Genomic DNA, 25,977 nt, shown 5'->3' with positions numbered 1-25,977 from the left:
AGGGCTACACGCCGAGCAGCAAAGCTGCTCCGGCGGAGGTAACCCACGCTAGCCCGTAGGGCATAAGGAACCAGATCACAGCGATCCATGGGCGCCAGCGCTGGTGGCGCCGCCACTTGTCGTAGGTGATCCACACGGACATGAACATGGCACCCATGGAGATCACCGCTGGAACAATCCAAAACGCCAGTTGCATGCCTTCGCTGCAGATCCAGGCGGATTCTCCCGCCTCGCACCGTGGGCCACCCATGAATCGGCTGATCAGGGCTATTGCTAAAGCGAAACCTAGGGTTAGCGCGATGGTGCCGAAGAAGAATACAAAGGCATTCCGGGTGGAACGATTGTTACGCTCTAGACGCAACAGCGGATCCTCAATATAGTCGTCCTCGGTCAGCGGGCGCGTGTATCCGCCACCGTGAACTTCGTCATCGTTGGGGGTGTACATTAAATCCTCCGATCACAACCGCATTTTAGGGTTGGTTTCCACCCTAGACGGAAAGGTTAAAACGCGGCAGCGATGGGGCTGGGAACCTCGGCCGAGCGTGAACAAACCCGCCAAGGGCATAGCGAGGGCATCGCTAGACGGAAAGGTTAAAACGCGGCAGCGATGGAGCACAGCGACCAGGGGAGGGGTCTAAACCGGGCTCACCAACACCGGCACGGGGCTGTGGCGCAGAATCTGGTTGGTGGACGGGCCAATGAAGACCCGGTTGAATTGGCCCAGCTCCGACGAACCCATGACCAGCAGGTCGCCCTTCTTCCATTTCAGTGCGTTAATGGCGCCTGACCAGCCGTAACCACTGCCCACATCCATCTGCACCTTCAGGTCGGGGTGGCGGGTCAACGCGCGGTCACGCCCACGGTCCAGAAGTGCTAGGGCTTGTTCGCGCCATTCCACCATCATGTCCGAGTTGCCATTGAATGGAACGTTGGTGGGGTACATGGTGGCGCCGGAGGGGGAAAAGGCGACCAAGCGCAGTGGGACTTTCCATCGTGCGGCGAGGTCGGATGCTCGGCGCAACGCCTCATGCGATTGCACGGTATCCACATAGGAGCAGCTCACGCGGGTTACTCCATTTTTAGCGAGCTTCGAGCTACGCGGTGCCAACAGCACTGGCAGGGGGGCACAGTGCAACAGGGCATCCGCAGTAGAACCCATGCGAAACCGTCCGCGGGGCGCCGCGGGGTGCGATCCCAGCAAAAGGCAATCGGCTGCAAAGTCTTCCGCGGCTTTGATCAACACCTTTGTCTCCGTGGGTGCGATATCGACAACCGCCGGGTCCTCTTCGGCCAGCATTCCATGAGGCAATCCCGCACGCCCCAATGCGCCCAAGGCAGAGTCCATGCAGGCCTGGGTTTCAGCCAGCACCCATTCGCGATACTCGTGGAACTCTTCAGAACCCGGCTGGGTCTCCCACGCACGCGGAATCACGGTGGCGGAGCGCACGCGAATCTCCTCGGTGCGGCCAATCCATGCAGCTACATCGGCAACTTCCTCGCCCGCGGACTGTGGGCGCCACGCGACCAACAGTCGCAAGGGAGACTTCGGAGCCGCATGCTGCTCTTCGCGACCGCCGTGCAGGTTGGCCACGGGACCGTGAGAGGCGCTGGAAATCTTGTCGGACTTAGCCAATTTAGATGTCTCGTTTGCGGGCGGAATCGTCCGAGTTCAGCTCTCCCTGTTTCTCGATCTGCTCCGTGTAGCGCTCTAGGATTAGTTTGATCAGGGGAGCGGCGGCGTCAGCGAGACGCAGCTCCTCCTCAGTCAAACCTTCCAACATGCTGGCTAATTGCTTACTGCGCTCCTCGGAGAGCTTCGCGAGCTCCTCGCGCCCTTTATCAGTCAGGTCAACGCGCACACCGCGGCGGTCGCTGACATCTCGAATGCGTTCAACAAGACCCATGGTTTCAAGCTGATTCACCGCGTTGGACGCGGTTGGCATACGGATGGACTCCGTCGCCGCGATAGCAGAGATACGCATGGGGCCGTTGTCATCCAAGATCATCATGATCGAGAGCTGGGCCATACTAATGTGCGAATGCTCCGCCTGGCGGAAGTACAGCAAGTAAAGGCGAGTTAGTGGCGGCCGCAGCTGGGCCGCGATCTCCAAGGGGTTCGTGGACATACTGTTAAAAGTACATCACTAGTGCAAGAAACGGGGAAAGGTACACCTAGGAAAACAACTATGGGCGGTAGTCAGACGCGCCATTGATGAACTCCTCCAGCTGCGCTCGGGCCACGTCATCGGGCAGTTGTACCGGTGGGGACTTCATCAGGTAGCTAGAAGCGGCGTTCACAGGACCAGCGAGACCCCGGTCCAGAGCGATTTTCGCTGCGCGCACGGCGTCGATAATAATGCCGGCGGAGTTGGGGGAGTCCCACACTTCAAGCTTGTATTCCAAGTTGAGGGGCACCTCACCGAACGCGGAACCCTCCAGGCGGACATAAGCCCACTTGCGGTCATCGAGCCATTCGACGTAATCAGATGGGCCGATGTGAACATTGCGATCATCGATCTTGCCAGCCAGCGGGCTGGTTTTGAGGTTGGAGGTCACGGCCTGGGTCTTCGAGATCTTTTTGGACTCCAAGCGCTCGCGTTCCAGCATGTTCCGGAAATCCATGTTGCCACCCACATTGAGCTGCATGGTCCGTTCTAAACGGACACCGCGGTCTTCGAAGAGTTTGGCTAGAACACGGTGGGTGATTGTTGCGCCAACTTGGCTTTTGATGTCGTCACCGACGATGGGAAGTCCCGCATCCTCGAATTTCTTCGCCCATTCGGGATCGGAGGCGATGAACACCGGCAACGCATTCACAAAGGCACATCCCGCATCGATGGCACACTGGGCGTAGAACTTATCGGCTTCTTCAGAGCCCACGGGCAGGTAGGAAACCACTACATCGGCCTGGGCTTCCTTCAACGCGGATACAACGTCGACGGGCGCTTCGGCGGATTCTTCGATGGCTTCTTGGTAGTAGCGACCCAGACCATCGTGGGTGGGGCCTCGCTTGACGGTGACTCCGGTGTGGGGAACGTCAGCAATCTTGATGGTGCAGTTGCGGGAGCTCTCAATGGCCTCGGAAACGTCCTTGCCAACTTTTTCGGCATCCACGTCGAAGGCGGCAACAACCTTCACATCATCGACGTGGTACGGGCCAAATTGGGTGTGCATCAAACCCGGCACATCTTCATCAACCTTTGCTTCGGCATACCGGTGCACACCCTGAATAAGGGAGGTCGCGCAGTTACCTAAGCCGACGATGGCGATATTTACAGTATTGGAATTAGCAGGCATGGATCCCACGCTAAGTCGCCGGGCCTTGAGGGCTTGCATCGTGGCGCTGGTGTACCGATCAAGCAAGCGTGGTGTACCGATTAAGAACAGTCTCTAGGAGCCGTAGAATGCGTGTCATGGACTTGAAGCGACACGTCGTGGGCAGGGACTTGGAGCGGGCTCGGGTGCTTTCGCAGTTCCGGTCGGGGGAGCTTAGGGCTTCTGATATTTGCGACGCCACCTCGTCCCTCATCGCCTCTGCCGAGGTTTTAGGGCATCGGGCTGAGCGCTTGTGCCCTGTGTGTGGCAGCGAAAAACTGTATGACACACGGTGGATTCACGGTGAGCTATTAGGTGAAAAGTCGGGTACAGCGCGTAGTGTTAAGGAAATAGACGTTGTGCTGGAAGATTTCTCTCAAGGGCGCCTGCAGGCAGAGATGGCTGAGAACCCGGGGGAGATTACCGTGCACATCGTTGAAGTATGCCTGCATTGCAGGTGGAACTTCTTGGTTAGGGTGGAAACGTTTTCCCACTGACCACAGTGCACTCCAGTGCAGAGTAAATAGTTTTTGCAAGCGATCGGGAGCTCGACTAGTTGAGTACTGACAACCAGCCTCCACGGAATCCGAACGGGCAGGGCCGTCCTGGCCCTCGTCGATCACCACAATCGGGCGGACGTTCCTCAGGCAGCGATGGCGCAGCGAGGCGCGGCCAGCCTCGTTCCAACCAGCCTCCACGCAAGGGTTCGGGCCAGCCACCACGTCGTGGCTCCGGCCAACCGCCACGGCGCGCAGCCGGGCAGGGCCAGCCACCGCGTAAACCTACTGGTCAGGGTCAACCTGGCCAGCCAGGTCGTCCGAACCGTTCTGGCCGCCCAGGTCAGCCGCGTCCGCAGGGTAAGCAGAGTAAGCAAGCAAAACGCGGAATGCTCGCCGGATCGGCGAAGACTAAGAGCCGCTCGGTGAAGAACGGGAATATCACGGTGCGTACGCGAAGGAAGGCGAGTCTGAAGGACAAGTCTTTCTTGCGTAGTCTCTTGGCCGGTTTTGCCGCGCTCATGGTCGTGGCCATTGTGGTTCCACTAGTGGCATTCTTCACTGCTTACGCGGTTACTAAGGTCCCCGAGCCGGAAGAACTGGTCAACAACCAGGTCTCACACATCATGGCTATGGACGGAAAGTCCGAGTTGGCGCGAATCGTTCCGCCGGAGGGCAACCGCCAAAACGTGAAATTGGAAGAGATTCCGCTTCCCGTGCGCCAGGCTGTGCTGGCGGCCGAGGATCGCGATTACTACAACAACCCGGGCTTTTCTATCTCCGGCTACGCGCGCGCGGCCCTAGGCGCCGTCACTGGTAAATCCAGCGCTGGTGGTGGTTCGACTATTACCCAGCAGTACGTGAAAAACGCACTGGTTGGTGATGAGCGGTCGATTACCCGTAAGGCCAAAGAACTGGTGATTTCAGCGAAGATGGCTCGTGAGTGGTCCAAGGATGAGATCCTGCAGGCCTACCTCAATACCATCTACTTTGGCCGTAATGCCTACGGCATCTCGGCGGCATCGCAAGCTTACTTTGGTAAGGATGTCAATAGGCTCACCCCGGCCGAAGGCGCAGTTCTTGCGGCTTCGATCCAGGCCCCCTCGGCGCTGGATCCGTGGACTAACAAGGAGCGCGCGCAGAGCCGCTGGAATTACGTGATGGATGGCATGGTCACGACGGGGGCGCTGAAGCCGGCGGACCGTCAGGCTGCCCGCTACCCGAGGGTTAAGGACCCAGCGACCACGGCAACTACCTCTATCGCCAAAGGTTCCAATGGTCTGATTAAATCCCAGGTCGTCCAAGAACTCGCGGCAGCGGGTATCACTGAGCAGCAGGTCAATACTGGTGGTTTGAAGATCACCACGACCATTGACCCTAGGGCGCAGGCCGCTGCGGTGGAGGAAGCCAAGAACAAGCTCGATGGTCAGCCCGATGACGTGCGAGCAGCTGTGGTCTCAGTCGATCCCCGCAATGGAGGTATCCGCGCCTGGTACGGTGGCGATGATCCCGTGGGTTGGGACTTCGCTAACGCCGGCGTGCAAACGGGTTCGACGTTCAAGATCTTCGCTCTGGCGGCCTACCTCGACCAAGGGGGCAGCCTGTACGACCAATTCGATTCGTCTCCAGTGACCACGGGCAATATCACCGTGAATAACTCCGAGGGCGTGTCGTGTGGGACTTGTTCCATCGCCCAAGCGCTGAAGATGTCTCTTAACACCAGCTTCATCCGCCTGACGCAGTCGCTGAAGGGCGGACCCCAAGATGTGGCCGATATGGCTCACCGTTTGGGCGTCGCCGAAGAGCTGCCGGGAATCGGTAAAACGCTGCGGGAAAAGAACGGCCCGCCGTACGAAGGTGTGACATTGGGCCAATACCAGTCGCGACCATTGGATATGGCATCTGGCCTGGCCACGCTGACGAACGCCGGTAAGTACTACCGCCCTCACTTCGTGCAGAAGGTGGAAAACTCCAATGGCGATGTGCTGTTGGACAACTCCAAGATGAAGGGTGACCAGGTCGTGAAGGAAGACGTTGCAGATAACGTGATTTCTGCAATGCAGCCCATTGCGGCTTATTCCAACGGCAATGTGTTGGCGGGTGGTCGACCATCTGCAGCGAAGACAGGCACCGCGCAGCTGGGCGATACCGGTGAGAATAAAGATGCCTGGATGATCGGTTCCACACCGCAGCTTTCCACTGCGGTGTGGTTCGGCAACCTCAAGAACAAGCCTCTCTACAACGCAGGTGGCGGTTCGATGTACGGCTCCGGTGATCCAGCGCAGGTATGGCGCGCCATGATGGACCGCTCCTTGGATGGTCAGGAGATCCAGTCGTTCCACACGAGCGACGGCACGGAACAATCAGTGCCGGATTCCGGTACGAGCGCTGGAGGGGCAGCGGACCAGGCTCCGATTGAACAGCAAGCTCCCGCCCCCGAGCAGCCCGCAAGCCAGGCGCCAGCACCCGCGCCCGCTCCGGCGCGACCGGCCACTCCGCGCGAGCCGCAGCCGCGCCCCAACCCGGCGCCGGCACCACCACCGCCGGGTGGCAATATCGATGACCTCATCGGTGACTTACTAGGTGGCGGGGGCCGATAGAATAACCCGGCTGTCGCCTCCCGGGCCCCTTTCCCCGGCTTCCCTCTGTAGCGTGGTGGAAGGGGATTAACTGGGCCGATCACTACCGCTAGGGCCTATAATGCCCACCATGACAAAAACCCCGACGCAACTCCGCCCGCTGGAAAGCAACCGTACTAGAGTGCTTCCCTCGGTCACGGAGCCTATGGCGTCGGGGTTTGTTGATTTCATCGGCGGCAAGCCGGGTAAGCACGCCCTGATTGGCCGAGCTCGATGGTGGACTCCGCTGCGGATCCTCGTGGCGGTTTCCGGTTTGTTCCTCACTCTCGGCTACCTACAAAAGGGCCAGTGTGTGCGCACAGGCCACGGGCAAAGCGGCCCGTTTGTTGACTGGAGTGGCCACAGGCAATACACCAGCGCGTGCTACAACGACACGATCACGCTGTACCATTCCCACCGCCTGGATGAACAGGTATTTCCGTACCTAAATTCGTGGACGGGATCGGATGGAACCGTGCGCCATATGGAGTATCCGGTCCTGTCGGGTTTATTCCAGTGGCTTAACTCGGTCATTGCGCATTTCATCTATTCCCTGTTTAAGCCCCTGGGCATGAGCGCCGTTCCGGAGGCATCCGTCTATTTTGCGGTGAATTGCTTCTTTTTGGCCTTGGCATGGATGGCAGCGGTGGCGATCATGTCACGCATGACGGACAATCGGGTGTGGGACACTCTTTTAATGGCGGCTTCTCCGCTGGTCATCGTGCACGCGTTCACGAACTTTGACCTGCTATCGGTACTGCCGGCCGTAGCCGCGATGGCTTTGTGGTTTAACCGACGCCCCGCGCTTTCCGGCGTGATGATCGGCCTAGGGATTAGTCTGAAGCTGTGGCCGGCTTTCATCGGCGGGGCCATCATCCTGTTGTGTTTGCGGAATCGCTCGTGGTTGCCGCTGGCGCGAATGTTGTCCGGAATGTTCATCACGCTAGCGGCCATCAATCTGCCGGTCTACCTGCTGGCCCCGCAAGGATGGGGGGAGTTCTTCCGCCTGAATTCACAACGTGGCTGGGAGGGCTCCACGATCTACGCGGTGATCGCGCATGTGACGGGGCAGCGCGCGTGGGATGGTAATTCCCCTTCAACTGCTGTGCAGGGCGTGGGCACATTCAACCTGATCACGTTTGTGTTGTTGGCGGTCTGCTTGGTGGCGCTGGCTTGGCTAGTGGTTTTCAAAGCGCCCGTCACGCCGCGGTTGGGGCAGGTGGCGTTCCTCGCACTGTTAGCGTTCATGGTGACCAACAAGGTGTGGAGCCCGCAGTATTCGATCTGGCTGGTCCCCATGTTGGTGCTGGCACTGCCGAGGTGGCGCCTAGTGTTCGGGTGGGCAGCGCTGGAAGCGGTCTATTGGTACGTCCGCATGTGGCAGTTTTTGCCGGCGGGGCACCGGGCGCCGGAGTGGTTGGCGGATACGATGACGGTGATCCGGTTGGGTCTGCTGGTGTTCATGGCGGTTGTAGTTATCCGTCAGATCTTGGGCAAGGACCCGGACCCGGTGCGGGAAGCGCACCGGGTGGGGCCCCAGCCCGAATTCCCAACGCGAGAAGCGCGCCCAGCCGAACCGCAACCGGACGAGCCGCGCCTAGCCGAACCGCAACCGGACGAAGCGCGCCGGGCCACCCCGCACACAACAGATACGCACCCGGACGAAGCGCGCCGGGCCACCCCGCACACAACAGATACGCACCCGGACGGGGCACGCCCAGCAACAGCACACCAGGCGATGACAGATACAAGGGAGACCGAATAACTATGAGTCCAACAATGTGGGTAACGATCGGCAGTGTGCTGATCGGGTTCCTTTTCTTTGGTGCGTCCTTCGCCAGCTTCAGCATGAACAAGCCACGGAAACTGGTGTGGACCTTGTTTGCCATCGCAATCGTATTCATGACGATCGTGCCAACCACGACGGCTATTTTCATCGCAACGAAGGGCTAGCATGGGCGTGCGTTTCTGATTTCGGTCCGCGCACTGTAGTCTGAATAGGTTGCTGACGCAACGACCCTCCTGCCATGCCCAAACCCGGGTATGGCCGAAAAACATTAAGACCATAGGAGGTGATGAGGTCCGTGCGTCAATACGAGATGATGATCATCATCGACCCTTCCCAGGATGAGCGCACCGTTGCCCCGTCGCTGGACAAGTACTTGGAGATTGTCCGCAAGGAAAACGGTACCGTGGAGAAGGTCGACATTTGGGGCAAGCGTCGCCTCGAGTACCCGATCAACAAGAAGGACGAGGGCATCTACGTTGTTCTCGACCTGAAGTGTGAATCGGCTACCGTGCAGGAGCTTGACCGCGTGCTTAAGATCAACGACGACATCATGCGCACCAAGGTGCTGCGCAAGGACGTTTAAGCAGTCCTTGTAAACCGGACATTGCAAGCAATTCCACACCCAACTTCCAAGGCGAGGTAAGACACATGGCACAGGGAGACATTCCAATCACTGTGGTCGGCAACATTGTTGCTGATCCCGAGCTGCGTTTCATTCAAAATGGCGCCGCTGTGGCTAACTTCCGAGTCGCTTCCACCCCGCGCCGCTACGACTCGCAGGCGGGTCAGTACGTGGATGGCGAGGCGGTCTTTTTGACGTGCAACGTGTGGCGCCAAGCTGCGGAGAATGTTGCGGAAACCCTGCATAAGGGCGACCGCGTGATCGTCACGGGCCGTCTGCGCCAGCGTTCTTATGATGACAAGAACGGTGAGCGCCGAACGGTCATGGAGGTCGAGGTCGACGAAGTCGGTCCATCCTTGCGTTTCGCAACCGCACAGGTGAACAAGGTTTCCCGCGGTGGCGGCCAGGGTGGATTCAACCAGGGTGGTCAAGGCGGCTTCGGCGGTAACGCCGGTGGCGGCCAGGGCAGCCAAGGTGGCTTCGGCGGTAACTCTGGGAATCAGGGTGGCCAGGCTCCACGTGGCAACCAGGGTGGTTTTGGAGGCCCACAGGGTGGGCGCGACAACGGTGGCAATCAGGGCAACCAAGGATTCAGCGGGCGTAACGCCGCGATGGATGACCCATGGAACTCTGCACCGCAGTCCGGTTTTGGTGACGGCGATGATGAGCCGCCATTTTAGAAATTAATCACTAAAACGAGTCAACTCCACGCACAACGAAAGGTTGGATCATGAAGCTGATCCTTACCGCCACCGTTGACAACCTCGGTGTCCCAGGCGACATCGTCGAGGTCAAGGCTGGCTATGGACGTAACTACCTGCTTCCACGCGGCTACGCAATCGTTGCTACCCGCGGCGCTGAGAAGCAGATCGAGGGCATCAAGCGTGCCCAGGAAGCACGCGCGATCCGCGACTTGGATCACGCGCGCGAGGTTAAGGCTGAGCTCGAGGCTCTGTCCGGTGTGAGCATCCCAGTTCGTACTTCTGAGGCAGGCAAGCTGTTCGGCTCCGTTACCGTTGAAGACATTGCAGCTGCAGTGAAGAAGGCCAACGGCCGTTCTTTGGAAAAGAAGAGCATCAAGCTGAGCAAGGGACAGATCAAGTCCACCGGCATGTACTCTGTCGAGGTCAAGCTGCACTCTGATGTCGTTGCAAACCTCAACTTCGAGGTTGTAGCCGAGTAATTCGGGTCGCTGCCTCTTTGTACTTTTATGTGGGACGACGCCTAGACAACGCCGTCCCAGTCGCTGCCTAGCACCCAGCTAGCGCCTAGACAACGCTGTTGCTGGGGACCCCCGTGGCGTCGGATAAAAATGCCGGCGCGTAGACACCGCCAAAAGGCGCCACTGCGGGTGAGAAAGCATATGGTACGGAGATCACGAGAGTGATTCCAAGGGGCAAGGTGTGTAACACACCGTACGACTCGTGGCTTAAGAACACTTACCTAGAGACATAAGACATATCTAGACAACAGCACCCAAAGAAGGGGCCTGGCTAGTTCCGTGCACGTTAATGGCGCGGAGACCAGCCGGGCCCCTTCTTTTCTCCTCGGGGAGTCCGTATGGCGGGGTCTGCAGATGTGGTCTAACCCGTGATGCGGGGCCTCGGGGCGGGTTCCCTGCCCGCACCCAGGACAGGCTGTAACGGGCCTTAGCCCGGCATGACTAGTGTTTCCGCGCCACCTCCACCTTGTCCGGCAGCAAGCGGAGCAGTCGCAGCGATTGCGGCATCCCCGAAGGCCATATCCACTGTGTTATCCGCTCCCAGGAATGTGCGGCGTTCCCGGATGTAGTCGTGCTCCATGCGCCACGGATCACGGGCCGCCTGCCGTGGCAGGTCGCCCACTGAGCGCACGATGTAACCAGATTCCATCTCCAGCATGGGGAGGTTTGCCTGCAGGTCGTCGGGGAGTACAGGGCAGGCGAAAGCCTCGCCGCGCTGTTCCATGTCCTTCCACAACTGGACCAGGTAACGCGAGGTCATATCGGCGCGTAGGGTCCACGATTGGTTCAGATATCCGATGGTGTAGCTGAAATTCGGGATCCGGTTTGCCATCATGCTGCGGTAAGCCACCATGGATTTGGTGGGTACGTCAGTGCCGTCCACGCTGAATCCCGCATTGCCGAACGCCTGCAGCTGCAGGCCGGTGGCCGTGATGATGATGTCGGCGGGGAGCGTGGTGGCGTCGGTGAGAAGAATGCCCGTGGCTTGGACCTGGTCGATAACCCCCGTAACCACTGTGGCGCCGCGCTGCACGGCTCGGAAGAAGTCCCCTCCAGGTGATTTACATACGCGTTGATCCCATGGGCCGTAGGGCGGGGTGAAGTTCCGTTTGATTTCCTCCGCACCGATGTAGGCGCGGTTCATTGCCCAGAATGCGCCCTTGGCGAGGGTGGGGAATGTTTGGCACAGGTGGTATTGCGCCATGTCCCGTACGATATGCCCGGAGCGGGCGATGCGCCCGGCGAGCTGACCGCGGCGACCCTTCGAGCCGATAATCGCGCCGGTGACGGTGCTGATCATGTCGGTTTCCGGCAGGGGAGCGATGTAGGTGGGGGTGCGCTGCAACATCGTGGTGTTGGCCCCCATGGCGTGCAGTGCGGGCAAGAGCGTGATGGCGGTGGCCCCGGAGCCAATGATGATGACGTTCTTTCCGCGTACATCTACGTCTTCCGGCCAGCGCTGGGGGTGGATGACTGTGCCCTCGAAGTTTTCTAATCCCGGAATTTTCGCGGTGAACCCTGCGCTGTGTTTATAGTAGCCCGCGGCGAAATGCAGGCGCCGCGTGTAAACGGTGTGCCCTTTGTCTTCTTTATTGACGCCCCGCAGGGATCCTTCTGCGTTATTGCTGCGGGGCGGGCCCTCCACTACATCGACTTCCCATAGGCCCAGCGCGGAGTTGAAGTTACTGTGGCGGACCCATGTACTGAGCGTAAGCCGGTCCAGAGCCCCAGCCTGAGCGGCTGCCTGGCGAACGTGTTCCTTGATTCGCGCTCCTGAGCCGAGCGTTCCTTGATGGGGCCAACGTTCGAAGGGGAAGGAGAAGGTGGCCATGTCCGAATCCGAGCGGATTCCGGGGTAAGTAAAGGTGTTCCACGTGCCACCCACATCGGAGTTGGAATCGACGATGGCCCAGGACCAATCGGGGAAGTTTTTAGCTACGTGGTGGGCGAGATCGATGCCGGAAATGCCTGCGCCCACGATGAGTAGGTCCAGTGGGTTGTCCGGGGAGGTGTTGTGCGGAAGAAGCAGGGTTTCCAGTGTTGTGGCTGCGTGGTTGGGGTTGCGGGATTCGGGCTGCGAATTCGTCATATCTTTAGGTTTAGTATACAAAATCGTATGAGGCGGGATTTTGGCTGAATCGGGGTTGACATGGGCAAAGAGGTAGCCTGTGGAAAACGAGGGCGGACCGGTGAGCTATCGGGGAAATGGAATCTTAATTGGGTGACCAGTAGGTATAAAAAAGTCAAAATCTCACGATGCAGTTAACATATGTGACGAAAGTTATCCACCGGGGGGTTTGTTGCTGGGTCAACCTCAAAAAGTCCCCTGACCTGCAGGAACTTGCGAACACGCTGGTCAGGGGGGTGTTTATACACAAGTTATCCACAGGCTGAGCTGGGGAAAGAGGTGTTGTTCACATATCTTCCACAGAGTTATCCCCAGACCCCTGTGGATAACTCGCTTTCAAGGGGGGTGTGAGTGGGTTCGGAATTGCTGCCAGTTGAGGTGCAGGAGAGTTGTGAGTTCGGGCGGGTGGGGTCCGCCGGTTGGGGTGCGGGAGACCTGTGAACCCACGAGGGTTACTAGTTCGGTATACGGGTCTGCGCACTATGGTTGAACGCATGAGCCCACAGAATCCAGACATCAACTTCGACGATATTCCGTTACCTGACGAACCCCCAATGGAACCCGGTGATTTCAGCATGGGCGCGGGCAGCTCGAATGATGCCTTTCAAGGTGGCAAACGCTCCGGTGGATTCAAACGCAATTACCGTGAGCAGGTTCAAGATGCGGGGCGGGAAATGCCACAGAACATCGGCGCCGAACAAGGTGTGCTAGGCGGCATGATGTTGGATAAGGATGCGATCGCCGATGTGGTCGAGATCCTCTCTGGTGATGATTTCTATCGTCCTGCGCACAAGACCATTTTTGAAACCGTGTTGCGGCTTTACGGTGAGGGCAAGGAAGTGGATCCGGTTATCGTCGCGGGGTATCTGGACCGCGATGGTGTGCTGGAAGCCGTGGGCGGGGCTCCGTACTTGCATAGCATTTTGGCGAAGACTCCCACCAGTGCCAACGTGGGGTACTACGCTGCACTCGTTAAGGAAAAGTCCACACTACGCAGGCTTGTCCATGCAGGTACGCGAATTGTGCAGCTGGGTTATTCCGGTATCGAGGGTGCTGAGGTTGCCACGGTGGTGGATAACGCTCAGCAGGAAATGTTCTCCATCACGAACGAGTCGGCCAGCGAGGATTACGAAATCTTCGAGGCGCTCCTAGAATCCACGATGGACGAAATCGAGGATCTGAGCTCGGGTGGGCAAGCGAAGGGGATCGAGACGGGATTCCGAGACCTTGACGACCTAACAAACGGTCTCAGTGGTGGGCAAATGGTTATTGTTGCCGCCCGTCCCGGCGTGGGTAAGTCCACGTTGGCTTTGGACTTCATGCGCAGCGCGTCTATCCGTCAAGGTAAGGCTTCAGCTCTATTCAGTTTGGAAATGAGCAAGTCTGAAGTCATGATGCGTATCTTCTCCGCCGAGGCGGATGTGCGCCTGTCCGCCATGCGCGGCGGAAAAATGGATGATGAGGATTGGAATCGGCTTACCGCCCGCATCGGCGAGATTGCCGAAGCGCCAATCTATATCGATGATTCACCCAATCTGACGATGATGGAGATTCGTTCGAAGGCGCGCCGCTTAAAGCAACAGGCGGATCTTTCGCTCGTCGTGGTGGACTACCTTCAGCTGATGTCGTCCGGTAAGCGCGTGGAATCGCGCCAGCAAGAGGTCTCCGAATTCTCGCGTCAATTGAAGCTATTGGCCAAGGAAGTCAACGTTCCCGTGATCGCTATTTCGCAGTTGAACCGTGGTGTGGAATCGCGTGGCGAGGATGCTTTGCCCAGGGTCTCTGACCTGCGTGAATCTGGTTCACTGGAGCAGGATGCAGATATGGTTATGCTGATTCACCGTCCTGATTCGCAAAACCGCGATCACGAACGCCAGGGGGAGGCAGACATCATCCTAGCCAAGCATCGTGGTGGCCCCATCGGTACGGTGACGGTGGCTCACCAATTGCAGTTCTCTAAGTTCAGTGACATTGCGCGCGATATTGCGCCGATGCCGTAGGTTGTTGGCGCTGTTGGGATGGTGAGTGTGGCCTATCAGCGGCGCAGCGGCTAGTACCGCGCCGATGCCGTAGAGGTACGGCAATCGCCGTGCCAGGGTATAAGCCTCTTTAGGCTCGGTCGTTTTCAAACTGTGCGGCGAGCTTGCGCAGAATGCGTTGAAGGTCTTCGCTGTCGCGCTGATCCAACTGATCGAAGAAGGAATCTTGCACGCACTTTACGTGACCGGGGGCAGCGGTTTTGATCGCCTCCATCCCCGCCGGTTCGATGACCACAAATGCACCGCGGCCGTCTTCGGCGCAGGACTCGCGGCGCACAAGTCCGCGTTTGGCCATGCGAGTGATCTGATGGGATAGCCGCGAGCGATCCCATTGCAGGGCCTCCGCTAAAGCTGCGATCCGTTCGCGCCGCTGGGGATGTTCCGATAAGGGCACCAGGACTGTGTAGTCAGCCAAAGAGAGGTCAGAATGACGTTGCAGCTCGCGGGCCATGGTGGCGTCGATACGAGAAGTAACAAAGATCCAGTCGCGCCAGGTAGCTTGTTCGGCGGCGGTGAGCCAGCGAGGCGCTTGTTCTGGCGTGGGCGCAGAACCGGAGGGGTTACGTGGCGCGAGGTGAGAATCGAGGGTGTTCTGCTGCGATGTGGGGGTTGGATCCGGCATGGGTACTTCCGTCGTGGTTATTTCGGGAACGACTGATGTCTGGAGTGAGTTTGATGTGTCTAGCAAAATTATCACCATAGAGCAGGTTGAGAACCAAAATTGGACGCGACTATTACACCACATCAACCGCTTTGTTGACACATCACCTACTGTTGTGTAGGTTAGTGACATGACAGCGAATGAGGCGCTACACTCGAGGACGGGTGGCCTACCGCTGTTGATGAATAACTCAATGTAAACACCAAACGAAAGGTCTAACCATGTCTGACTTCAGCAAGTACGCAGGTAACTACACCATCGATTCCGACCACTCCGAGCTGGGTTTCACCGCACGCCACGCAATGATTACCAAGGTTCGCGGTAACTTCGACGAGTTCAGCGGCACCGTTTCCGCGAACGAAGACTTTAGCAACGTCTCCATCAATGTGGAGATCAATACGGGTTCCATCAACACGAACAACACCGATCGCGATAACCACCTGCGCTCCGGTGATTTCTTCGAGACCGAGGCCCACCCACAGATCACCTTCGTTTCCAACGAAGCTAAGCCACTGGATGAGGACACTCTGCGCGTTACCGGTGACCTGACCATCAAGGGTGTTACCAAGCAGATCACCATCGACTTCGACTTCAACGGTGAGGCTACGGATCCATGGGGACAGACCCGTGTTGGCTTCGAAGGTGAGACCACCATTAACCGTCGCGACTTTGGTCTGACCTGGCAGACCAAGCTGGATAACGGCGGCGTGCTGGTTTCCGAGAAGATCGGCCTGAAGTTCGACCTCTCCCTCGTAAAGCAGCAGTAAGTTCTGCCGGAACCCGCATTACTTCGATCAGAGGTAGGGTTCTGAGCGCGGAATTTGTAGGCTAGAGGGGTGACTAGCCCCTCTGTAGCAACACAACCGACCCTGCCCCGGCAATACCTTTGGGTATTTGCCGGTGGCATGGTCGGTACTTTTGCGCGTTGGGTGCTGTCCACGGCGCTGCCGCGCGTATCTCTCGCCCCCAGCTCTGGCAACTATCTATGGGACATCTGGGGGCTGCCAGGGCTGTCGCTCATGCTGTGCAATGCCGTAGGGGCCGGGATGCTCGGTGCGCTGGTGAGTATGTACCCGAATGGGAACTCCAAGGCGCGCGTGCTGTGGGGAACCGGTGCGCTGGGGGCGTTTACTTCCTTCAGCGCGTTGGCTTCGGTGGCCGCTGGACTAGAAGCGAGCTCTGCGCAGCTGCGCGCTGGTTTGACCGCCATACCCACGTTTGCGGAGGTCGCAGGCGGGTTTTGCTACTGCATCGCCAGCTTGTTGGTCGGGGTGATCGCTGCGCTAGCGGGGCGCGTGTGGGGCGCGGGTATTCGTGGCACGCAGGTGGTGCACCAGGTGCCGCAGGGCACGCAGGCCAGCCAGGCGCCACAAGCCACGCACACCAGCACAGCACCGCAGGCACCCTCACCCGCACCCTCACCCGAGACCGAGGCCGAGGCCGGCACCGACGGGCAGCGCTCATGAACTCTCTGTTGGAAATTTTCGCCGTGATGATCGGCGGTGGCTTGGGCGCAATCACTCGTTTTGCGGTGGATCGCAGACTGAAGTCCTCCCGCGTGGGGATGTCGCCCCTCACCAGCCTCACGGTGATCAACGTGGCAGGCAGTGCGGCCCTCGGGCTGCTTCTGGGTGCGACTTACGTTTTCACGGGCATGACTCCCTTGGCCAGTCAGGGTGAATCGCTACCCAAAGCCAGTAGCTACAACTCAACCGTCGCTTTGCTGATCACCTTTTGGGGCACGGGCTTCTGCGGTGGGTTCACTACTTTCTCAACTGCGATAGTCGAGGCGCTGCCCCCGCGCTTTCGCTCTTTAATCGACGCCACGCCGAACCTCAATCACCCAACCTCTGGACCCTCGCGCTGGGTGGGCATGCGACAACTGGTGGTGATGACCGCCGCCAGCATCGTGGCCGCTCTTTTGGGCTACGTGGCAGCGTTGCTGATCATGTCGCCCTAGGGCGCCTTGGTTCTACTTTTTCGCGGTCACCCAAATGTCGATCTCCGCGTATACAGGTTCGTTGCCGGCAGCATCCTCAAAGTGAATAGTCACCGTGAGCGTCTGGCCACCAGATTCCCGCGTGATCTGGGAGAAATCGGGGAGGTCGGCGCTGGCGCGAGCGGTGAGCCCACCCTTGGACTTCGTGCGGTATTCCGTGCGCATGCCCTTGGGCAGCCAGCGGTGGGTGTTCGGCAAGGAGGCCTCCGCCAGCATGCCCATGGCGAACTCGGCCGCGTTGCATGCCGCGATGGCATGGAAGGTCTTGATGTGGTTGTTGACCAACCACCACTTTGGCACTTTGACCTCGGAGTATCCGGGGCGCATTTCCTGCAGGCGAGGCAATACCGTGGAGAAGTAGGGGGCTTTCAGGGAAACCGCGGCCGAAAACAGCGCCTTGCCACCCGGCTTCTTGGAAAGCTTTTTATACATGCGGAAGACGGGGGAGGGGTTCGTGTTGGCGTCGAACTGGGAAGAAGAAGGAGAAGAAGAAGTAGTCATAGAAAAACAGTAAACGATTCGTGGGGAATAAACCGGCTCTTGCGTATCGTTGGGTCTACTAGAGCAAAAAACTAGTGAATCGACAACGAAAGGAGCCTTTAACTATGGCAACGATTGAGGTTACCGGCGAGAACTTCCAGGACACCGTTTCTCAGGATGGCATCGTGCTACTGGATTTCTGGGCAGATTGGTGTGGCCCTTGTAAGCGTTTTAGCCCAATCTTCGAGGATGCATCCGAACAGAACCCGGATGCCGTGTTCGGCAAGATTGATACCGAGGCCAACCAGGAGCTTTCCGCAGCTCTTCAGATCCAGTCCATTCCAACCCTGATGGTTTTCCGCGACGGTATTCTGCTGGCGCGTGAATCCGGCTTGCTGCCTGGCGAGGCGCTTAATGACCTCATCTCCCAGGCGAAGCAGCTGGATATGGATGAGGTCCGCAAGCAGGTAGAGGCTCAGAACGAGCAGGGCTAGCTTGGCCTAGTGGGCTAGTTTGGCCGAAAGAGAATCCCGCTGCTGTGTTTGGCAGCGGGGTTTCGCTTGTGGGCTTTGGGTTTTGCCAGGGCGGGGTCGGTGGCCCGGCAGGGGTGGGCAGGGTTAAAAGGTTTTCGCGTCGATCACGAAGCGGTAGCGGACATCCGACGCCAACACGCGCTCATAGGCTTCGTTAATCTGGTCGGCAGCGATCAATTCGGCCTCGGCCGTAATGCCGTGCTCGGCGCAGAAATCCATCATCTCTTGGGTTTCGGCGATGCCGCCGATCATTGAACCGGCTAGGGACTTGCGGCCACCGATAAGTTGGCCTGCGCCAAGCTGCATCTTTTCCGGGGGAAGGCCCAACATCACCATCGTGCCGTTGCGGCGGAGCATTTGCATAAAGGGTTCGACGGGCATCGGAGCGGAGACCGTATTGATGATGAGATCTAGGCTGTTGCGGTGGGGCTTGTAGAAATCCTCCTCCGCAGTAGCTACATAATCGGAGGCGCCGAATTTCTTGCCATCTGCCTGTTTGGATAGGGAGTGGCTAAATACAGTGACCTCGGCGCCCATGGCCTTGGCGATCTTTACGGCCACGTGGCCCAATCCACCCATTCCAACCACACCAACGCGTTGGCCAGGGCCCACACCCCAGTGCTTCAGTGGGGAGTACGTGGTAATGCCAGCGCACAATAGTGGGGTGGCAGCCGCTGCAGCGGGATCGTCGAGGTCCGCGAAGGCCGCCGGGATCTTAATCAGGAAGTCCTCGCGACACACAATGTGAGTGGAGTAGCCACCCTGGGTGATCGAGCCATCATGGCGATCGACACCGTTGTAGGTTCCGGTGGAACCATTCTCACAGTAGTTTTCATCGCCTTCGTTGCACGCGGAACAGTCGCCGCAGGAATCGACAATGCAGCCGATGCCAACAACATCGCCAACACTGAATTTGGTCACCGCAGGACCCACCTCGCGGATAGTTCCGATGATCTCGTGGCCGGGGGTCATGGGGAAGTTCTCATGGGGCCAATCGCCGTTAACGGTATGGATATCGCTGTGGCAGATTCCCGCCCAGCGAATTTCCAGCAGGCAATCGTCTGCGCGCAGGTCGCGCCGGGTGATGGTTCCTTTTTCCATGGGTGCGCCAGCAGCGGGCGCGGTATAGCAAGCAACGTCCATAGCCTCCGACTGTACGCCGGATGGGAAAGGCAGGTCTGTAGCGCACGACGGCGGCAATCGCCGTACCATAGACGTCAGTAGTGTTTGGCCCCGAGACAATTGGTGCCCTCATGCCCTATTTATCGGGCGTGGGGATAACACAATATGGCCAGAACGAAACCCAAACACCGTCGAATTGACCGCACAACTACTGGGAGTGATCCTCATGGCTAATCCGTTTTCCAAAGGTTGGAAGTATCTGATGCAATCGATGGATACAAAGATTGAAGAAAACGCGGATCCTCATGTGCAGATTCAGCAGGCCACGGAGGCTTCTAAGCGGCAACATCAGGAGATCACTGAGCGGGCAGCCGCCGTCATTGGTAACCGCAACCAGCTGGAGATGAAGCTTCATCGCCTGCAGCAAGATATTGCGAAGTTGCAGGATAACGCGCGTATGGCTCTGCAGCAGGCGGATAAGGCTGCGGGTGAGGGCAATCAGGCTAAAGCGCAGGAGTTGAATAATACCGCGGAGGTTTTCGCTTCCCAGCTGGTTTCCGTGGAGCAGCAGTTCGAGGAGACCAAGCAGCTGCATGCGGGTGCCGTGGAAGCCGCGAAGCAGGCAGAACAGCAGCAGAAACAATCCGCTGCGCGCTTGGAAGAGCAGCTCGCCCAGATCAACCAGCTGCGTAGCCAGGCGGATCAGGCGAAGATGCAGGAAATGACGTCTCGCTCTATGCAAGAGATGCAGGGGATCCAAGCTGATGACAGCGTTCCAACGCTCGATGGTGTGCGCGAGAAGATCGAACAGCGGTACGCCAATGCCCTGGGATCTCAGGAGCTTGTTGAAGGTTCTGTTCAGGGGCGGATGCAGGAAATCTCCGCAGCTGGCCACGACATGAAGGCAACCTCGCGCCTTGATCAGATTCGTGCGGAGCTGGGCGCTGGCAAGTCTGACACGAAGGATTCTGCGAACCGGCAGTTGAGCGCGGGTGGGAACAACGAACTCACTGAGGGGCGGGACGGCAAAGAACAGGCCGCTGGCGACTAGGCGTAGGTCGGACGCGAACCGGGGAATGGCATGCCCGTGGCGCGGGGGCCGCTGGTGACTAGGCCCAGGACGGACACAAACCGGGGAATGGCATGCCCGTGGCGCGGGGGCCGCCGGCGATTAGGCCCAGGGCGGCTACTGGCAAGGGAGTCGAACGCCCGTGGTGTTGCACGAAGACCAGTGGCACGGGCTGGTCACAGCTAGGACAGCCTTGGGGCAGGGTGCGAGGCACCGCGTTGGCGACACTTCCAGTATTAGGGTTGCATCCATAGCTAAGCTATCCTTGTTTTCTTTCCTCGTTTCTTTTCCAATTGAACGGCTTAGCAAATGACTACCGCCCCGAAAACTAACTCCACGCTCCTCATCGGCGTGCTGGTCGCCGCTGCTTTCGTGGTCATTCTCAACGAGACCACCTTGGCGGTCGCACTGCCTGCGCTCATGAGCACCTTCGAGGTCAGCGCTGACACCGCGCAGTGGTTGACCTCGTCATTTATGTTGACCATGGCCACCGTCATCCCCATGACGGGCTACATCATGCAGCGCTTCACGTTGCGCGCCATCTACATTGCCGCGCTCGTCGCGTTTCTGGCGGGCACGGTCCTAGCCACATTTGCGCCGATCTTCCCCATCCTTCTTGTGGCCCGCATCATTCAGGCCACGGGAACTGCTCTGGTCATCCCGTTATTGATGACAACCATCATGCGCCTCATCCCCGTCGAACGTCGCGGTTCCGTCCTCGGCTACGTCACCGTCGTCATCGCGGTGGCCCCGGCATTGGGTCCCACCTTCTCGGGTATCGTTTTGCAAACACTTAGCTGGCGGTGGATCTTCGGCCTCATGATTCCGTTGGTGCTGGTGGCGCTGGGCGTCGGTGTGGCTTTGGTGAAAAACTTCGAAGAGCCAACCAAGCCCTACCTGGATGTGCCGTCGGTTCTGTTGGCGGCGCTGGGCTTTTCGGCCACGTTGTATGGATTGGCGGGGTTTTCCCAGCTCGCGGAGGGGCTGCCGGTCGGCCGGTTGCTTTGGTTGCTGTTGGGTTTGGTGGGGCTGTTTTTCTTTTTCCGACGCCAAGCGCTCCTCGGCCGCGAATTCCGCAACCAGGAATCGTCCCGGGAACCGCTTCTTAATCTGGAACCGCTGGGTGTGCGGGAGTACACGCTGAGCATGACGATGATGTTGTTCAGCTTCTTCATGCTTTTTGGTTTCATTATCCTCATGCCGATCTTCGCGCAGCAGGTCCTAGGATTGTCCCAGGTCGCGACCGGTTTGGTGACTTTGCCGGGCGGCTTGTTGATGGGGTTGATGGGCCCCATGGTGGGGCGGTTATACGATTCGAAGGGGGCTCGGCCGCTCATCATTCCGGGGTCTTTCCTGTTGGCGGTTTCCCTGCTGGGGCTGGCGCTGTTCCGGCAAACGCATGCGTTGTTCGGGTGGATCAGCGATGACCATCTGAGCTACCAAGTGCAGCTGATTGTCCTGTCTCTGGTGCTGCACTTGGGGCTGGCGCTGCTGTTCACACCGCTGATGTCTAATGCGCTGGCGGCTGTGCGTGACGAGATCGCCTCGCACGGGCAGGCCATCCTCAACACGTTGCAGCAGGTGGCGGGCGGTGCGGGTACCGCGGTTTTCATTGCGCTGATGACTGTGGGGGCGGGCGTGGCGGCGAAGTCTGATCCGGGGAAGCCCGCCGCGGACGTGCTGGAAAGTGGCATCCATATTGCGTTTATGGTGGCCGCGGTGGCTTCCGTTGTGCTGTTCGTTTTCACGTTGATAGTGCGGATTGATGTGCGGCACCATGAGCCGCACACGGTTAGTCACGGGGCGGAATAGCGGGGTGACGCGGCGGGGCGGTGTGGCTGTGTGGCTGAGCGGTTGGGTGTGGCTGGGTTACGGGTTGGAATAGCGGGGTGACGCGGCGGGGCGCCACACTGTTCTGGTTTGGCCGGGGTTGGGTGGTGTGGCACCACCGTTGCACCAGGATCCTTCGTGGCAACGCTCTTTTTCTTGGATTCCGGACTCCTTTTAAACCCCTGCGCAGTGGGGCCCGGAATCGGCCTCCACTTCGCACCGGACTGGGCGCTGACTCCTCCGGCGCGGCTTCACGCCGCGCCGTGGAACAGGAGCCCGCCGGAGGCGGGCCTCCTTTTCTTTTTAGATCAACGGTTTCATCTGTACGTGAAGTCCACTTGGGGCCACTTTTCCATCACTTCGTTTGCTCCACTTCTTGCTCCTGGTTCCGGCGCTTCCGTGCACCTCGATCTTGCGCTGGGGCGGGCCGTACTGTGATGATCTGCCGCGGCGGGCCGGTTCTGTGACGGTGTGTTGTGGCGGGTGTTTTGGTCGTTTCATTCTGCTTTTCGCGCATGGGGGCGACTGGGGTGGCCTTGGGGAGGTGTGCATGTCGATGTTGCAGAATGAGATGTGCGGTTGGGGTGTGTTTCGTTCTGCTTATTCGGCATGTGTTCGTGAAGCAGAGTGAGATGCGCGTTTCGGCGTGTGTTTCGTTCTGCTTATTCGGCATGTGTTCGTGAAGCAGAGTGAGATGCGCGTTTCGGCGTGTGTTTCGTTCTGCTTATTCGGCATGTGTTCGCGAGGCAGAATGAGATGCGCGTTTCGGGGTGTGTTTTGGTCGTTTCATTCTGCTTTTCGCACATGGGGGTGCATGAGGTGGCCTTGGGGAAGTGTGCATGTCGATGTTGCAGAATGAGATGCGCGGTTGGGGTGTGTTTTGTTCTGCTTATTCGGCATGCGTTCGCGAAGCAGAGTGAGATGCGCGTTTCGGTGTGTGTTTTGGTCGTTTCGTTCTGCTTCGCTGGCATTGAGGGGGGGTGGTGGCTCGTTTGGGGAGGAACAGTATGGAAGTCCAGGGGAAATGGTCGAGTGCCTTGCGTGAATCACCTGGCGAGATTGCCTTGGGGTGCTGAATCACCTGGCGTGACTGTCCTGGGGCGTGAGCTCCTAGGGTGCTGAACCATCTGGCGTAGCCGCCCAGGACGTGACCGCCCCGCGCGAAGCCATTAATGCGCGCCTTCAGCGGCCACAAACCCCATAGGTAAACCTTTTGATTCGGGTGTGGCCTCAGGGGGTAGGTTCAGCGTTCTAGCGTCTCGCTCTGTAGGAAAAATGCCCGGTTTTTCTGCTGGTTTACAAACTATTCTCGCTTGCCCGGCACCACGCGCGCTAATGGTTTACTCTATGTTTCAGCATTGTAAAAAGCTACATTCAACAAACGGAAATCCAATATACTCCGTCCCCGCGGTGTCGCAGAATGAGGCAAACAATGCAACGAACTTCCGCAGGTACTTTCAGATCCAAATCCTAACCTTCTGCTGGAAAATCTCTAGGGTTCCCAAGGCAGTTCGTACCTCTGAATTCTCCACAGATCTCCCTTCCTAGAAAGACTCGAGATGCCTTCGCTCACATCTAAAATTCATCGTGGGTCCCTGCGTCCCGCTCTGGCGATTGCGGTAGCTCTTGGCTCCGCTACCGCAATGACCGTTGTCCCCTCAACTGTCGCCCAAGAAGCACAAACAACGAACAAGACCATCACGGCAAAATGCAAGACCAGTGACTTGCCGCTCGTGGGGGCACAAGAAATTGCATTGACGGACCCGGTTAAGGTCGCAATCACCTCTCCCCAAGACGTTAAAGAAGGGGAAGCCTTCGAGGTCAAGGTGAAGATCGACCCCATCAGTATCGACATGAGCTCCCTGCCTAGCGGAGTAAGCCTGCAGCAGGCCTCGAGGTTAAAGATGGACCTCGTTCGTCCAACCAATCTGCAACTGGAAAGCTTCGACCTCAAGGGCGGCAATCTGCCTATTGACGGCGCCAAGATCATCACCGTCAATGAACAAGGCAAGGAGGACCCACAGGGAACCATCCTCCGCTTCACAGATGCCGGGCATAACACCACGGGAAATGGCCCCAACAGCGCCACCAATTCCCACGCGGGCCTAGGAATGGACCTGCGAAACAAGAAATCGATCGATCTGCAGTTCCCCGAGGTCACACTGCGTTTCAAAGCAACGGCCCCTGGTACAGCCACGGTTGGCCTGCGTACCAAGGGCGCAGCCGCGACCCTGGGTAACCCGGCAGATGCCATCACCGTGCTGGCCACCGCGAATGCCCCACTAATAGGAACTGCGTGGGCATCCGCTGGCTGCGTGCCCGCGGGGGATGCTGACAACTTGCTGACCATCAACGTGGCCGCAATACCGGCAACTCCAACTCAAACTGAGCTCACCCAACCAGAGCAGATTCTGGTCGGCCGACCCGCAGCTTTCACGGCGAAGGTCACCCCAGGTGCAGCGGGTAAAGTCCGCTTCACGGCTGGTACCAACAGCGTGGTCGCGGATGTGGATCCGCAGACCGGACAGGCCACCGCCAACCTCACCTTCGACGAGGCCAAGGACACCCCAGTCACAGCCGTTTTCGAACCTGCTGTGCCGAAGGAATTCGCCTCTTCGCAGGCGGAACTCACGGTTACCCCAGTTCAGCTGCAAGGCAAGCTGGAAATAACTGCCCCGCAAATTGCCACCGCGCAGAAAGCGGTTGAGGTCGCGGTGAACACCCCCGCTGGGGCCAAGGGACAGGTCGCTATCACTACGAGTGATGGTCAAGAGCGTCGCATCCCCGTCACGGACGGTGGCCAGGCCCGCGCCCGATTCACGTTTTCCACCCCAGGGGAGGTAACGATCAAGGCCGCCCTGGAGGCGTCGAGTAATAGTCCAACAACCGCCCCACCAGCTGAAACTAAGATTCAGGTGGAAGCTGCAGACCGCACCGGACTGACGATCAACGGCCAATTGGACGGGATTAAGGTTGGGGACAAGCGGGAGCTGACGGCGACCGTGACCCCTGCCCCGAACACCACCGACACGAAGGGTGTGGTCCACTTCATCGTTGATGGCCAGCGCAAGACCGCCCCGGTAACCGATGGGGTTGCGAAGGTCGAACATGTTTTCACGCGTACGGGCGATATCACCTTAAAGGCCACCTACGTGCCTGCCGCAGATTCTGAGCAAACGCGGGCGGAGGAGCAGATGACCGTCACCGTCGTCGCCGCATCGTCCACCGCCCAGGCCACTCTCACAGGTGAGGCTAACGTTTATGCGGGGGCGCAGTACTCGTACGATTTCACCGTTATCCCAGCAGCCAACGGCAAGGTTCGCATTTTTGTTGGCGACGCCCTTGTGGCCCGCGATATCGCCGTTGAAGAGGGGAAGGCGCGTGCCACGATCGATATCCCAGCGGATTTGATGGGCCAGTCCACCATTCGAGCCGAGTTCATCCGCGAGGGGGAAAGCAAGGTTTCCGCCCGCGCTACGCACCCCGTGACCGTGGTAGCTAATGCCGATGTGGGTGCCATCAATTCTGAGCTGACGTCTGCTACGCAGGAAGTGAAAGCTGGTGAGGCTCTTCCGGTGCGTTTTGAAGCTCGCCCAGAGAATGCCGATGCAGATATGAAGCGAATCAACGGTTACCTAGAGCTGACCAGTAACGGCAGCAAGGTGGAGAAGGACGGCCAGCCCGTTCGGATTCCCGTGGTGCATGGTGTGGCGGATATGAATGTGACGTGGAACAGCGCGAAAGAGCCAACCAAGATCTTGGTAGCAACCCTGTTTGATTCCGAGGGCACCAAGCTCAGTGAGGCAGAGAAGCAGTTCACGGTGGTGGGGGAGTCGCAGGGGCCAAACCCAGACGGCGATGTGCACGTGGAACCAAAGCCCGGTTCGAGCAGCAGCATGCCGTCGCCCAATGACGGGACAGGTTCTTCTACGGGATCCGCCAAGGGATTCTTCCAACAAATCATCGACTTCTTGGCCAACTTCTTTAAGAAGCTATTCGCCGGTGGCGGGGCAGCAAAGAGCTAAGTAGTTACATCCTCCACATATCCATCAT

At 58.6% G+C, this 25,977-nt stretch carries 23 protein-coding genes; 15 read left to right on the top strand and 8 right to left on the bottom strand.

What is annotated here, in order from left to right; all coding sequences use genetic code 11:
* Positions 1 to 4: 4 nt before the first annotated feature.
* The 4 genes from CAURIC_RS10840 to CAURIC_RS10825 all read right to left on the bottom strand — a co-directional run bounded on the left by CAURIC_RS10840 (position 5) and on the right by CAURIC_RS10825 (position 3,297).
* Positions 5 to 445 (bottom strand): hypothetical protein, encoded by a 441-nt coding sequence (locus tag CAURIC_RS10840; protein WP_282938304.1) that lies wholly within the window; start codon positions 443 to 445, stop codon positions 5 to 7.
* 189 nt (positions 446 to 634) lie between these two features.
* Entirely contained in the window at positions 635 to 1,582 is a 948-nt protein-coding gene (locus CAURIC_RS10835; RefSeq protein WP_052095154.1) for a universal stress protein, read from the bottom strand.
* 52 nt (positions 1,583 to 1,634) lie between these two features.
* On the bottom strand, positions 1,635 to 2,126 hold the full coding sequence (locus CAURIC_RS10830) for a MarR family winged helix-turn-helix transcriptional regulator (RefSeq protein ID WP_035115376.1): 492 nt from the start codon (positions 2,124 to 2,126) through the stop codon (positions 1,635 to 1,637).
* A gap of 58 nt (positions 2,127 to 2,184) precedes the next feature.
* On the bottom strand, positions 2,185 to 3,297 hold the full coding sequence (locus CAURIC_RS10825; protein WP_035115549.1) for an inositol-3-phosphate synthase: 1,113 nt from the start codon (positions 3,295 to 3,297) through the stop codon (positions 2,185 to 2,187).
* A gap of 116 nt (positions 3,298 to 3,413) precedes the next feature.
* On the opposite strand from CAURIC_RS10825, the gene CAURIC_RS10820 reads away from it, so the two are divergent.
* The 7 genes from CAURIC_RS10820 to rplI all read left to right on the top strand — a co-directional run bounded on the left by CAURIC_RS10820 (position 3,414) and on the right by rplI (position 10,024).
* Complete coding sequence (locus tag CAURIC_RS10820; protein WP_235700810.1) at positions 3,414 to 3,812, top strand: DUF5318 family protein; 399 nt, start codon at positions 3,414 to 3,416, stop codon at positions 3,810 to 3,812.
* Positions 3,813 to 4,333: 521 nt separating this feature from the next.
* Positions 4,334 to 6,412, top strand: coding sequence for a transglycosylase domain-containing protein (locus CAURIC_RS10815; RefSeq protein WP_070434463.1), 2,079 nt, complete (start codon positions 4,334 to 4,336; stop codon positions 6,410 to 6,412).
* 109 nt (positions 6,413 to 6,521) lie between these two features.
* Positions 6,522 to 8,195, top strand: coding sequence for a glycosyltransferase family 87 protein (locus tag CAURIC_RS10810; RefSeq protein ID WP_290182792.1), 1,674 nt, complete (start codon positions 6,522 to 6,524; stop codon positions 8,193 to 8,195).
* Positions 8,196 to 8,197: 2 nt separating this feature from the next.
* On the top strand, positions 8,198 to 8,383 hold the full coding sequence (locus CAURIC_RS10805) for a hypothetical protein (protein WP_035116115.1): 186 nt from the start codon (positions 8,198 to 8,200) through the stop codon (positions 8,381 to 8,383).
* A 122-nt stretch (positions 8,384 to 8,505) separates the two neighbouring features.
* Positions 8,506 to 8,802, top strand: coding sequence for a 30S ribosomal protein S6 (gene rpsF / locus CAURIC_RS10800; RefSeq protein WP_172644111.1), 297 nt, complete (start codon positions 8,506 to 8,508; stop codon positions 8,800 to 8,802).
* Between the two features lie 65 nt (positions 8,803 to 8,867).
* Entirely contained in the window at positions 8,868 to 9,521 is a 654-nt protein-coding gene (locus CAURIC_RS10795; protein WP_035116112.1) for a single-stranded DNA-binding protein, read from the top strand.
* Between the two features lie 50 nt (positions 9,522 to 9,571).
* Positions 9,572 to 10,024 (top strand): 50S ribosomal protein L9, encoded by a 453-nt coding sequence (gene rplI, locus CAURIC_RS10790; RefSeq protein ID WP_035116109.1) that lies wholly within the window; start codon positions 9,572 to 9,574, stop codon positions 10,022 to 10,024.
* 466 nt (positions 10,025 to 10,490) lie between these two features.
* Here the strand turns inward: rplI and CAURIC_RS10785 are convergent, their stop codons facing one another.
* Positions 10,491 to 12,152: a flavin-containing monooxygenase gene (locus CAURIC_RS10785; RefSeq protein ID WP_084588268.1), complete on the bottom strand. Its 1,662-nt coding sequence runs from the start codon at positions 12,150 to 12,152 to the stop codon at positions 10,491 to 10,493.
* A gap of 533 nt (positions 12,153 to 12,685) precedes the next feature.
* Here CAURIC_RS10785 and dnaB point away from each other — a divergent pair.
* The gene (gene dnaB / locus CAURIC_RS10780) at positions 12,686 to 14,191 is read left to right on the top strand and encodes a replicative DNA helicase (protein WP_035116104.1); all 1,506 of its coding nucleotides are present in this window, start codon (positions 12,686 to 12,688) and stop codon (positions 14,189 to 14,191) included.
* A gap of 109 nt (positions 14,192 to 14,300) precedes the next feature.
* Here dnaB and CAURIC_RS10775 read toward each other — a convergent pair whose 3' ends face one another.
* Positions 14,301 to 14,852, bottom strand: a complete 552-nt coding sequence (locus CAURIC_RS10775; protein ID WP_083284188.1) for a MarR family winged helix-turn-helix transcriptional regulator — start codon at positions 14,850 to 14,852, stop codon at positions 14,301 to 14,303.
* Between the two features lie 260 nt (positions 14,853 to 15,112).
* Here CAURIC_RS10775 and CAURIC_RS10770 point away from each other — a divergent pair, with 260 nt between their 5' ends.
* The 3 genes from CAURIC_RS10770 (at position 15,113) to CAURIC_RS10760 (ending at position 16,851) form a co-directional block, all read left to right on the top strand.
* Entirely contained in the window at positions 15,113 to 15,658 is a 546-nt protein-coding gene (locus tag CAURIC_RS10770) for a YceI family protein (protein ID WP_035116102.1), read from the top strand.
* 69 nt (positions 15,659 to 15,727) lie between these two features.
* A complete protein-coding gene (locus CAURIC_RS10765; RefSeq protein WP_141739686.1) occupies positions 15,728 to 16,357 on the top strand; it encodes a fluoride efflux transporter FluC in 630 nt (209 codons plus the stop codon).
* Positions 16,354 to 16,851, top strand: coding sequence for a fluoride efflux transporter FluC (locus CAURIC_RS10760; RefSeq protein ID WP_035116101.1), 498 nt, complete (start codon positions 16,354 to 16,356; stop codon positions 16,849 to 16,851). Before CAURIC_RS10765 ends, CAURIC_RS10760 begins: the two co-directional genes overlap by 4 nt.
* Positions 16,852 to 16,863: 12 nt before the next feature.
* Here the strand turns inward: CAURIC_RS10760 and CAURIC_RS10755 are convergent, their stop codons facing one another.
* Complete coding sequence (locus CAURIC_RS10755; protein WP_035116099.1) at positions 16,864 to 17,391, bottom strand: hotdog fold domain-containing protein; 528 nt, start codon at positions 17,389 to 17,391, stop codon at positions 16,864 to 16,866.
* Positions 17,392 to 17,495: 104 nt separating this feature from the next.
* On the opposite strand from CAURIC_RS10755, the gene trxA reads away from it, so the two are divergent.
* On the top strand, positions 17,496 to 17,864 hold the full coding sequence (gene trxA / locus CAURIC_RS10750) for a thioredoxin (protein WP_035116096.1): 369 nt from the start codon (positions 17,496 to 17,498) through the stop codon (positions 17,862 to 17,864).
* A 123-nt stretch (positions 17,865 to 17,987) separates the two neighbouring features.
* Here the strand turns inward: trxA and CAURIC_RS10745 are convergent, their stop codons facing one another.
* Positions 17,988 to 19,046 carry an NAD(P)-dependent alcohol dehydrogenase gene (locus CAURIC_RS10745; protein ID WP_282939865.1) on the bottom strand — a complete coding sequence of 353 codons (1,059 nt, stop codon included), beginning with the start codon at positions 19,044 to 19,046 and terminating at the stop codon, positions 17,988 to 17,990.
* A 205-nt stretch (positions 19,047 to 19,251) separates the two neighbouring features.
* Between CAURIC_RS10745 and CAURIC_RS10740 the strand changes: the two genes are divergently transcribed.
* The 3 genes from CAURIC_RS10740 to CAURIC_RS10730 all read left to right on the top strand — a co-directional run bounded on the left by CAURIC_RS10740 (position 19,252) and on the right by CAURIC_RS10730 (position 25,949).
* Positions 19,252 to 20,076: a PspA/IM30 family protein gene (locus CAURIC_RS10740; RefSeq protein WP_052095207.1), complete on the top strand. Its 825-nt coding sequence runs from the start codon at positions 19,252 to 19,254 to the stop codon at positions 20,074 to 20,076.
* Positions 20,077 to 20,403: 327 nt separating this feature from the next.
* Positions 20,404 to 21,906 carry an MFS transporter gene (locus CAURIC_RS10735; protein ID WP_172644110.1) on the top strand — a complete coding sequence of 501 codons (1,503 nt, stop codon included), beginning with the start codon at positions 20,404 to 20,406 and terminating at the stop codon, positions 21,904 to 21,906.
* A gap of 1,577 nt (positions 21,907 to 23,483) precedes the next feature.
* Entirely contained in the window at positions 23,484 to 25,949 is a 2,466-nt protein-coding gene (locus CAURIC_RS10730) for a hypothetical protein (RefSeq protein WP_035116090.1), read from the top strand.
* The last annotated feature ends 28 nt before the right edge of the window (positions 25,950 to 25,977 follow it).

This window comes from Corynebacterium auriscanis, assembly GCF_030408435.1.
Taxonomy (GTDB): domain Bacteria; phylum Actinomycetota; class Actinomycetes; order Mycobacteriales; family Mycobacteriaceae; genus Corynebacterium; species Corynebacterium auriscanis.
Note: the sequence above shows the minus strand (reverse complement) of the source record. Positions and strands in the feature narration are given on the sequence as shown.

Excerpts from the sequence above, each read along its gene's own strand:
- CAURIC_RS10840 (WP_282938304.1), bottom strand. The coding sequence starts at position 445 with ATGTACACCCCCAACGATGACGAAGTTCACGGTGGCGGATACACGCGC.
- CAURIC_RS10830 (WP_035115376.1), bottom strand. The coding sequence starts at position 2,126 with ATGTCCACGAACCCCTTGGAGATCGCGGCCCAGCTGCGGCCGCCACTA.
- CAURIC_RS10825 (WP_035115549.1), bottom strand. The coding sequence starts at position 3,297 with ATGCCTGCTAATTCCAATACTGTAAATATCGCCATCGTCGGCTTAGGT.
- CAURIC_RS10820 (WP_235700810.1), top strand. The coding sequence starts at position 3,414 with ATGGACTTGAAGCGACACGTCGTGGGCAGGGACTTGGAGCGGGCTCGG.
- CAURIC_RS10815 (WP_070434463.1), top strand. The coding sequence starts at position 4,334 with ATGGTCGTGGCCATTGTGGTTCCACTAGTGGCATTCTTCACTGCTTAC.
- CAURIC_RS10810 (WP_290182792.1), top strand. The coding sequence starts at position 6,522 with ATGACAAAAACCCCGACGCAACTCCGCCCGCTGGAAAGCAACCGTACT.
- CAURIC_RS10805 (WP_035116115.1), top strand. The coding sequence starts at position 8,198 with ATGAGTCCAACAATGTGGGTAACGATCGGCAGTGTGCTGATCGGGTTC.
- rpsF (WP_172644111.1), top strand. The coding sequence starts at position 8,506 with ATGAGGTCCGTGCGTCAATACGAGATGATGATCATCATCGACCCTTCC.
- CAURIC_RS10795 (WP_035116112.1), top strand. The coding sequence starts at position 8,868 with ATGGCACAGGGAGACATTCCAATCACTGTGGTCGGCAACATTGTTGCT.
- rplI (WP_035116109.1), top strand. The coding sequence starts at position 9,572 with ATGAAGCTGATCCTTACCGCCACCGTTGACAACCTCGGTGTCCCAGGC.
- CAURIC_RS10785 (WP_084588268.1), bottom strand. The coding sequence starts at position 12,152 with ATGACGAATTCGCAGCCCGAATCCCGCAACCCCAACCACGCAGCCACA.
- dnaB (WP_035116104.1), top strand. The coding sequence starts at position 12,686 with ATGAGCCCACAGAATCCAGACATCAACTTCGACGATATTCCGTTACCT.
- CAURIC_RS10775 (WP_083284188.1), bottom strand. The coding sequence starts at position 14,852 with ATGCCGGATCCAACCCCCACATCGCAGCAGAACACCCTCGATTCTCAC.
- CAURIC_RS10770 (WP_035116102.1), top strand. The coding sequence starts at position 15,113 with ATGTCTGACTTCAGCAAGTACGCAGGTAACTACACCATCGATTCCGAC.
- CAURIC_RS10760 (WP_035116101.1), top strand. The coding sequence starts at position 16,354 with ATGAACTCTCTGTTGGAAATTTTCGCCGTGATGATCGGCGGTGGCTTG.
- CAURIC_RS10755 (WP_035116099.1), bottom strand. The coding sequence starts at position 17,391 with ATGACTACTTCTTCTTCTCCTTCTTCTTCCCAGTTCGACGCCAACACG.
- trxA (WP_035116096.1), top strand. The coding sequence starts at position 17,496 with ATGGCAACGATTGAGGTTACCGGCGAGAACTTCCAGGACACCGTTTCT.
- CAURIC_RS10745 (WP_282939865.1), bottom strand. The coding sequence starts at position 19,046 with ATGGACGTTGCTTGCTATACCGCGCCCGCTGCTGGCGCACCCATGGAA.
- CAURIC_RS10740 (WP_052095207.1), top strand. The coding sequence starts at position 19,252 with ATGGCTAATCCGTTTTCCAAAGGTTGGAAGTATCTGATGCAATCGATG.
- CAURIC_RS10735 (WP_172644110.1), top strand. The coding sequence starts at position 20,404 with ATGACTACCGCCCCGAAAACTAACTCCACGCTCCTCATCGGCGTGCTG.
- CAURIC_RS10730 (WP_035116090.1), top strand. The coding sequence starts at position 23,484 with ATGCCTTCGCTCACATCTAAAATTCATCGTGGGTCCCTGCGTCCCGCT.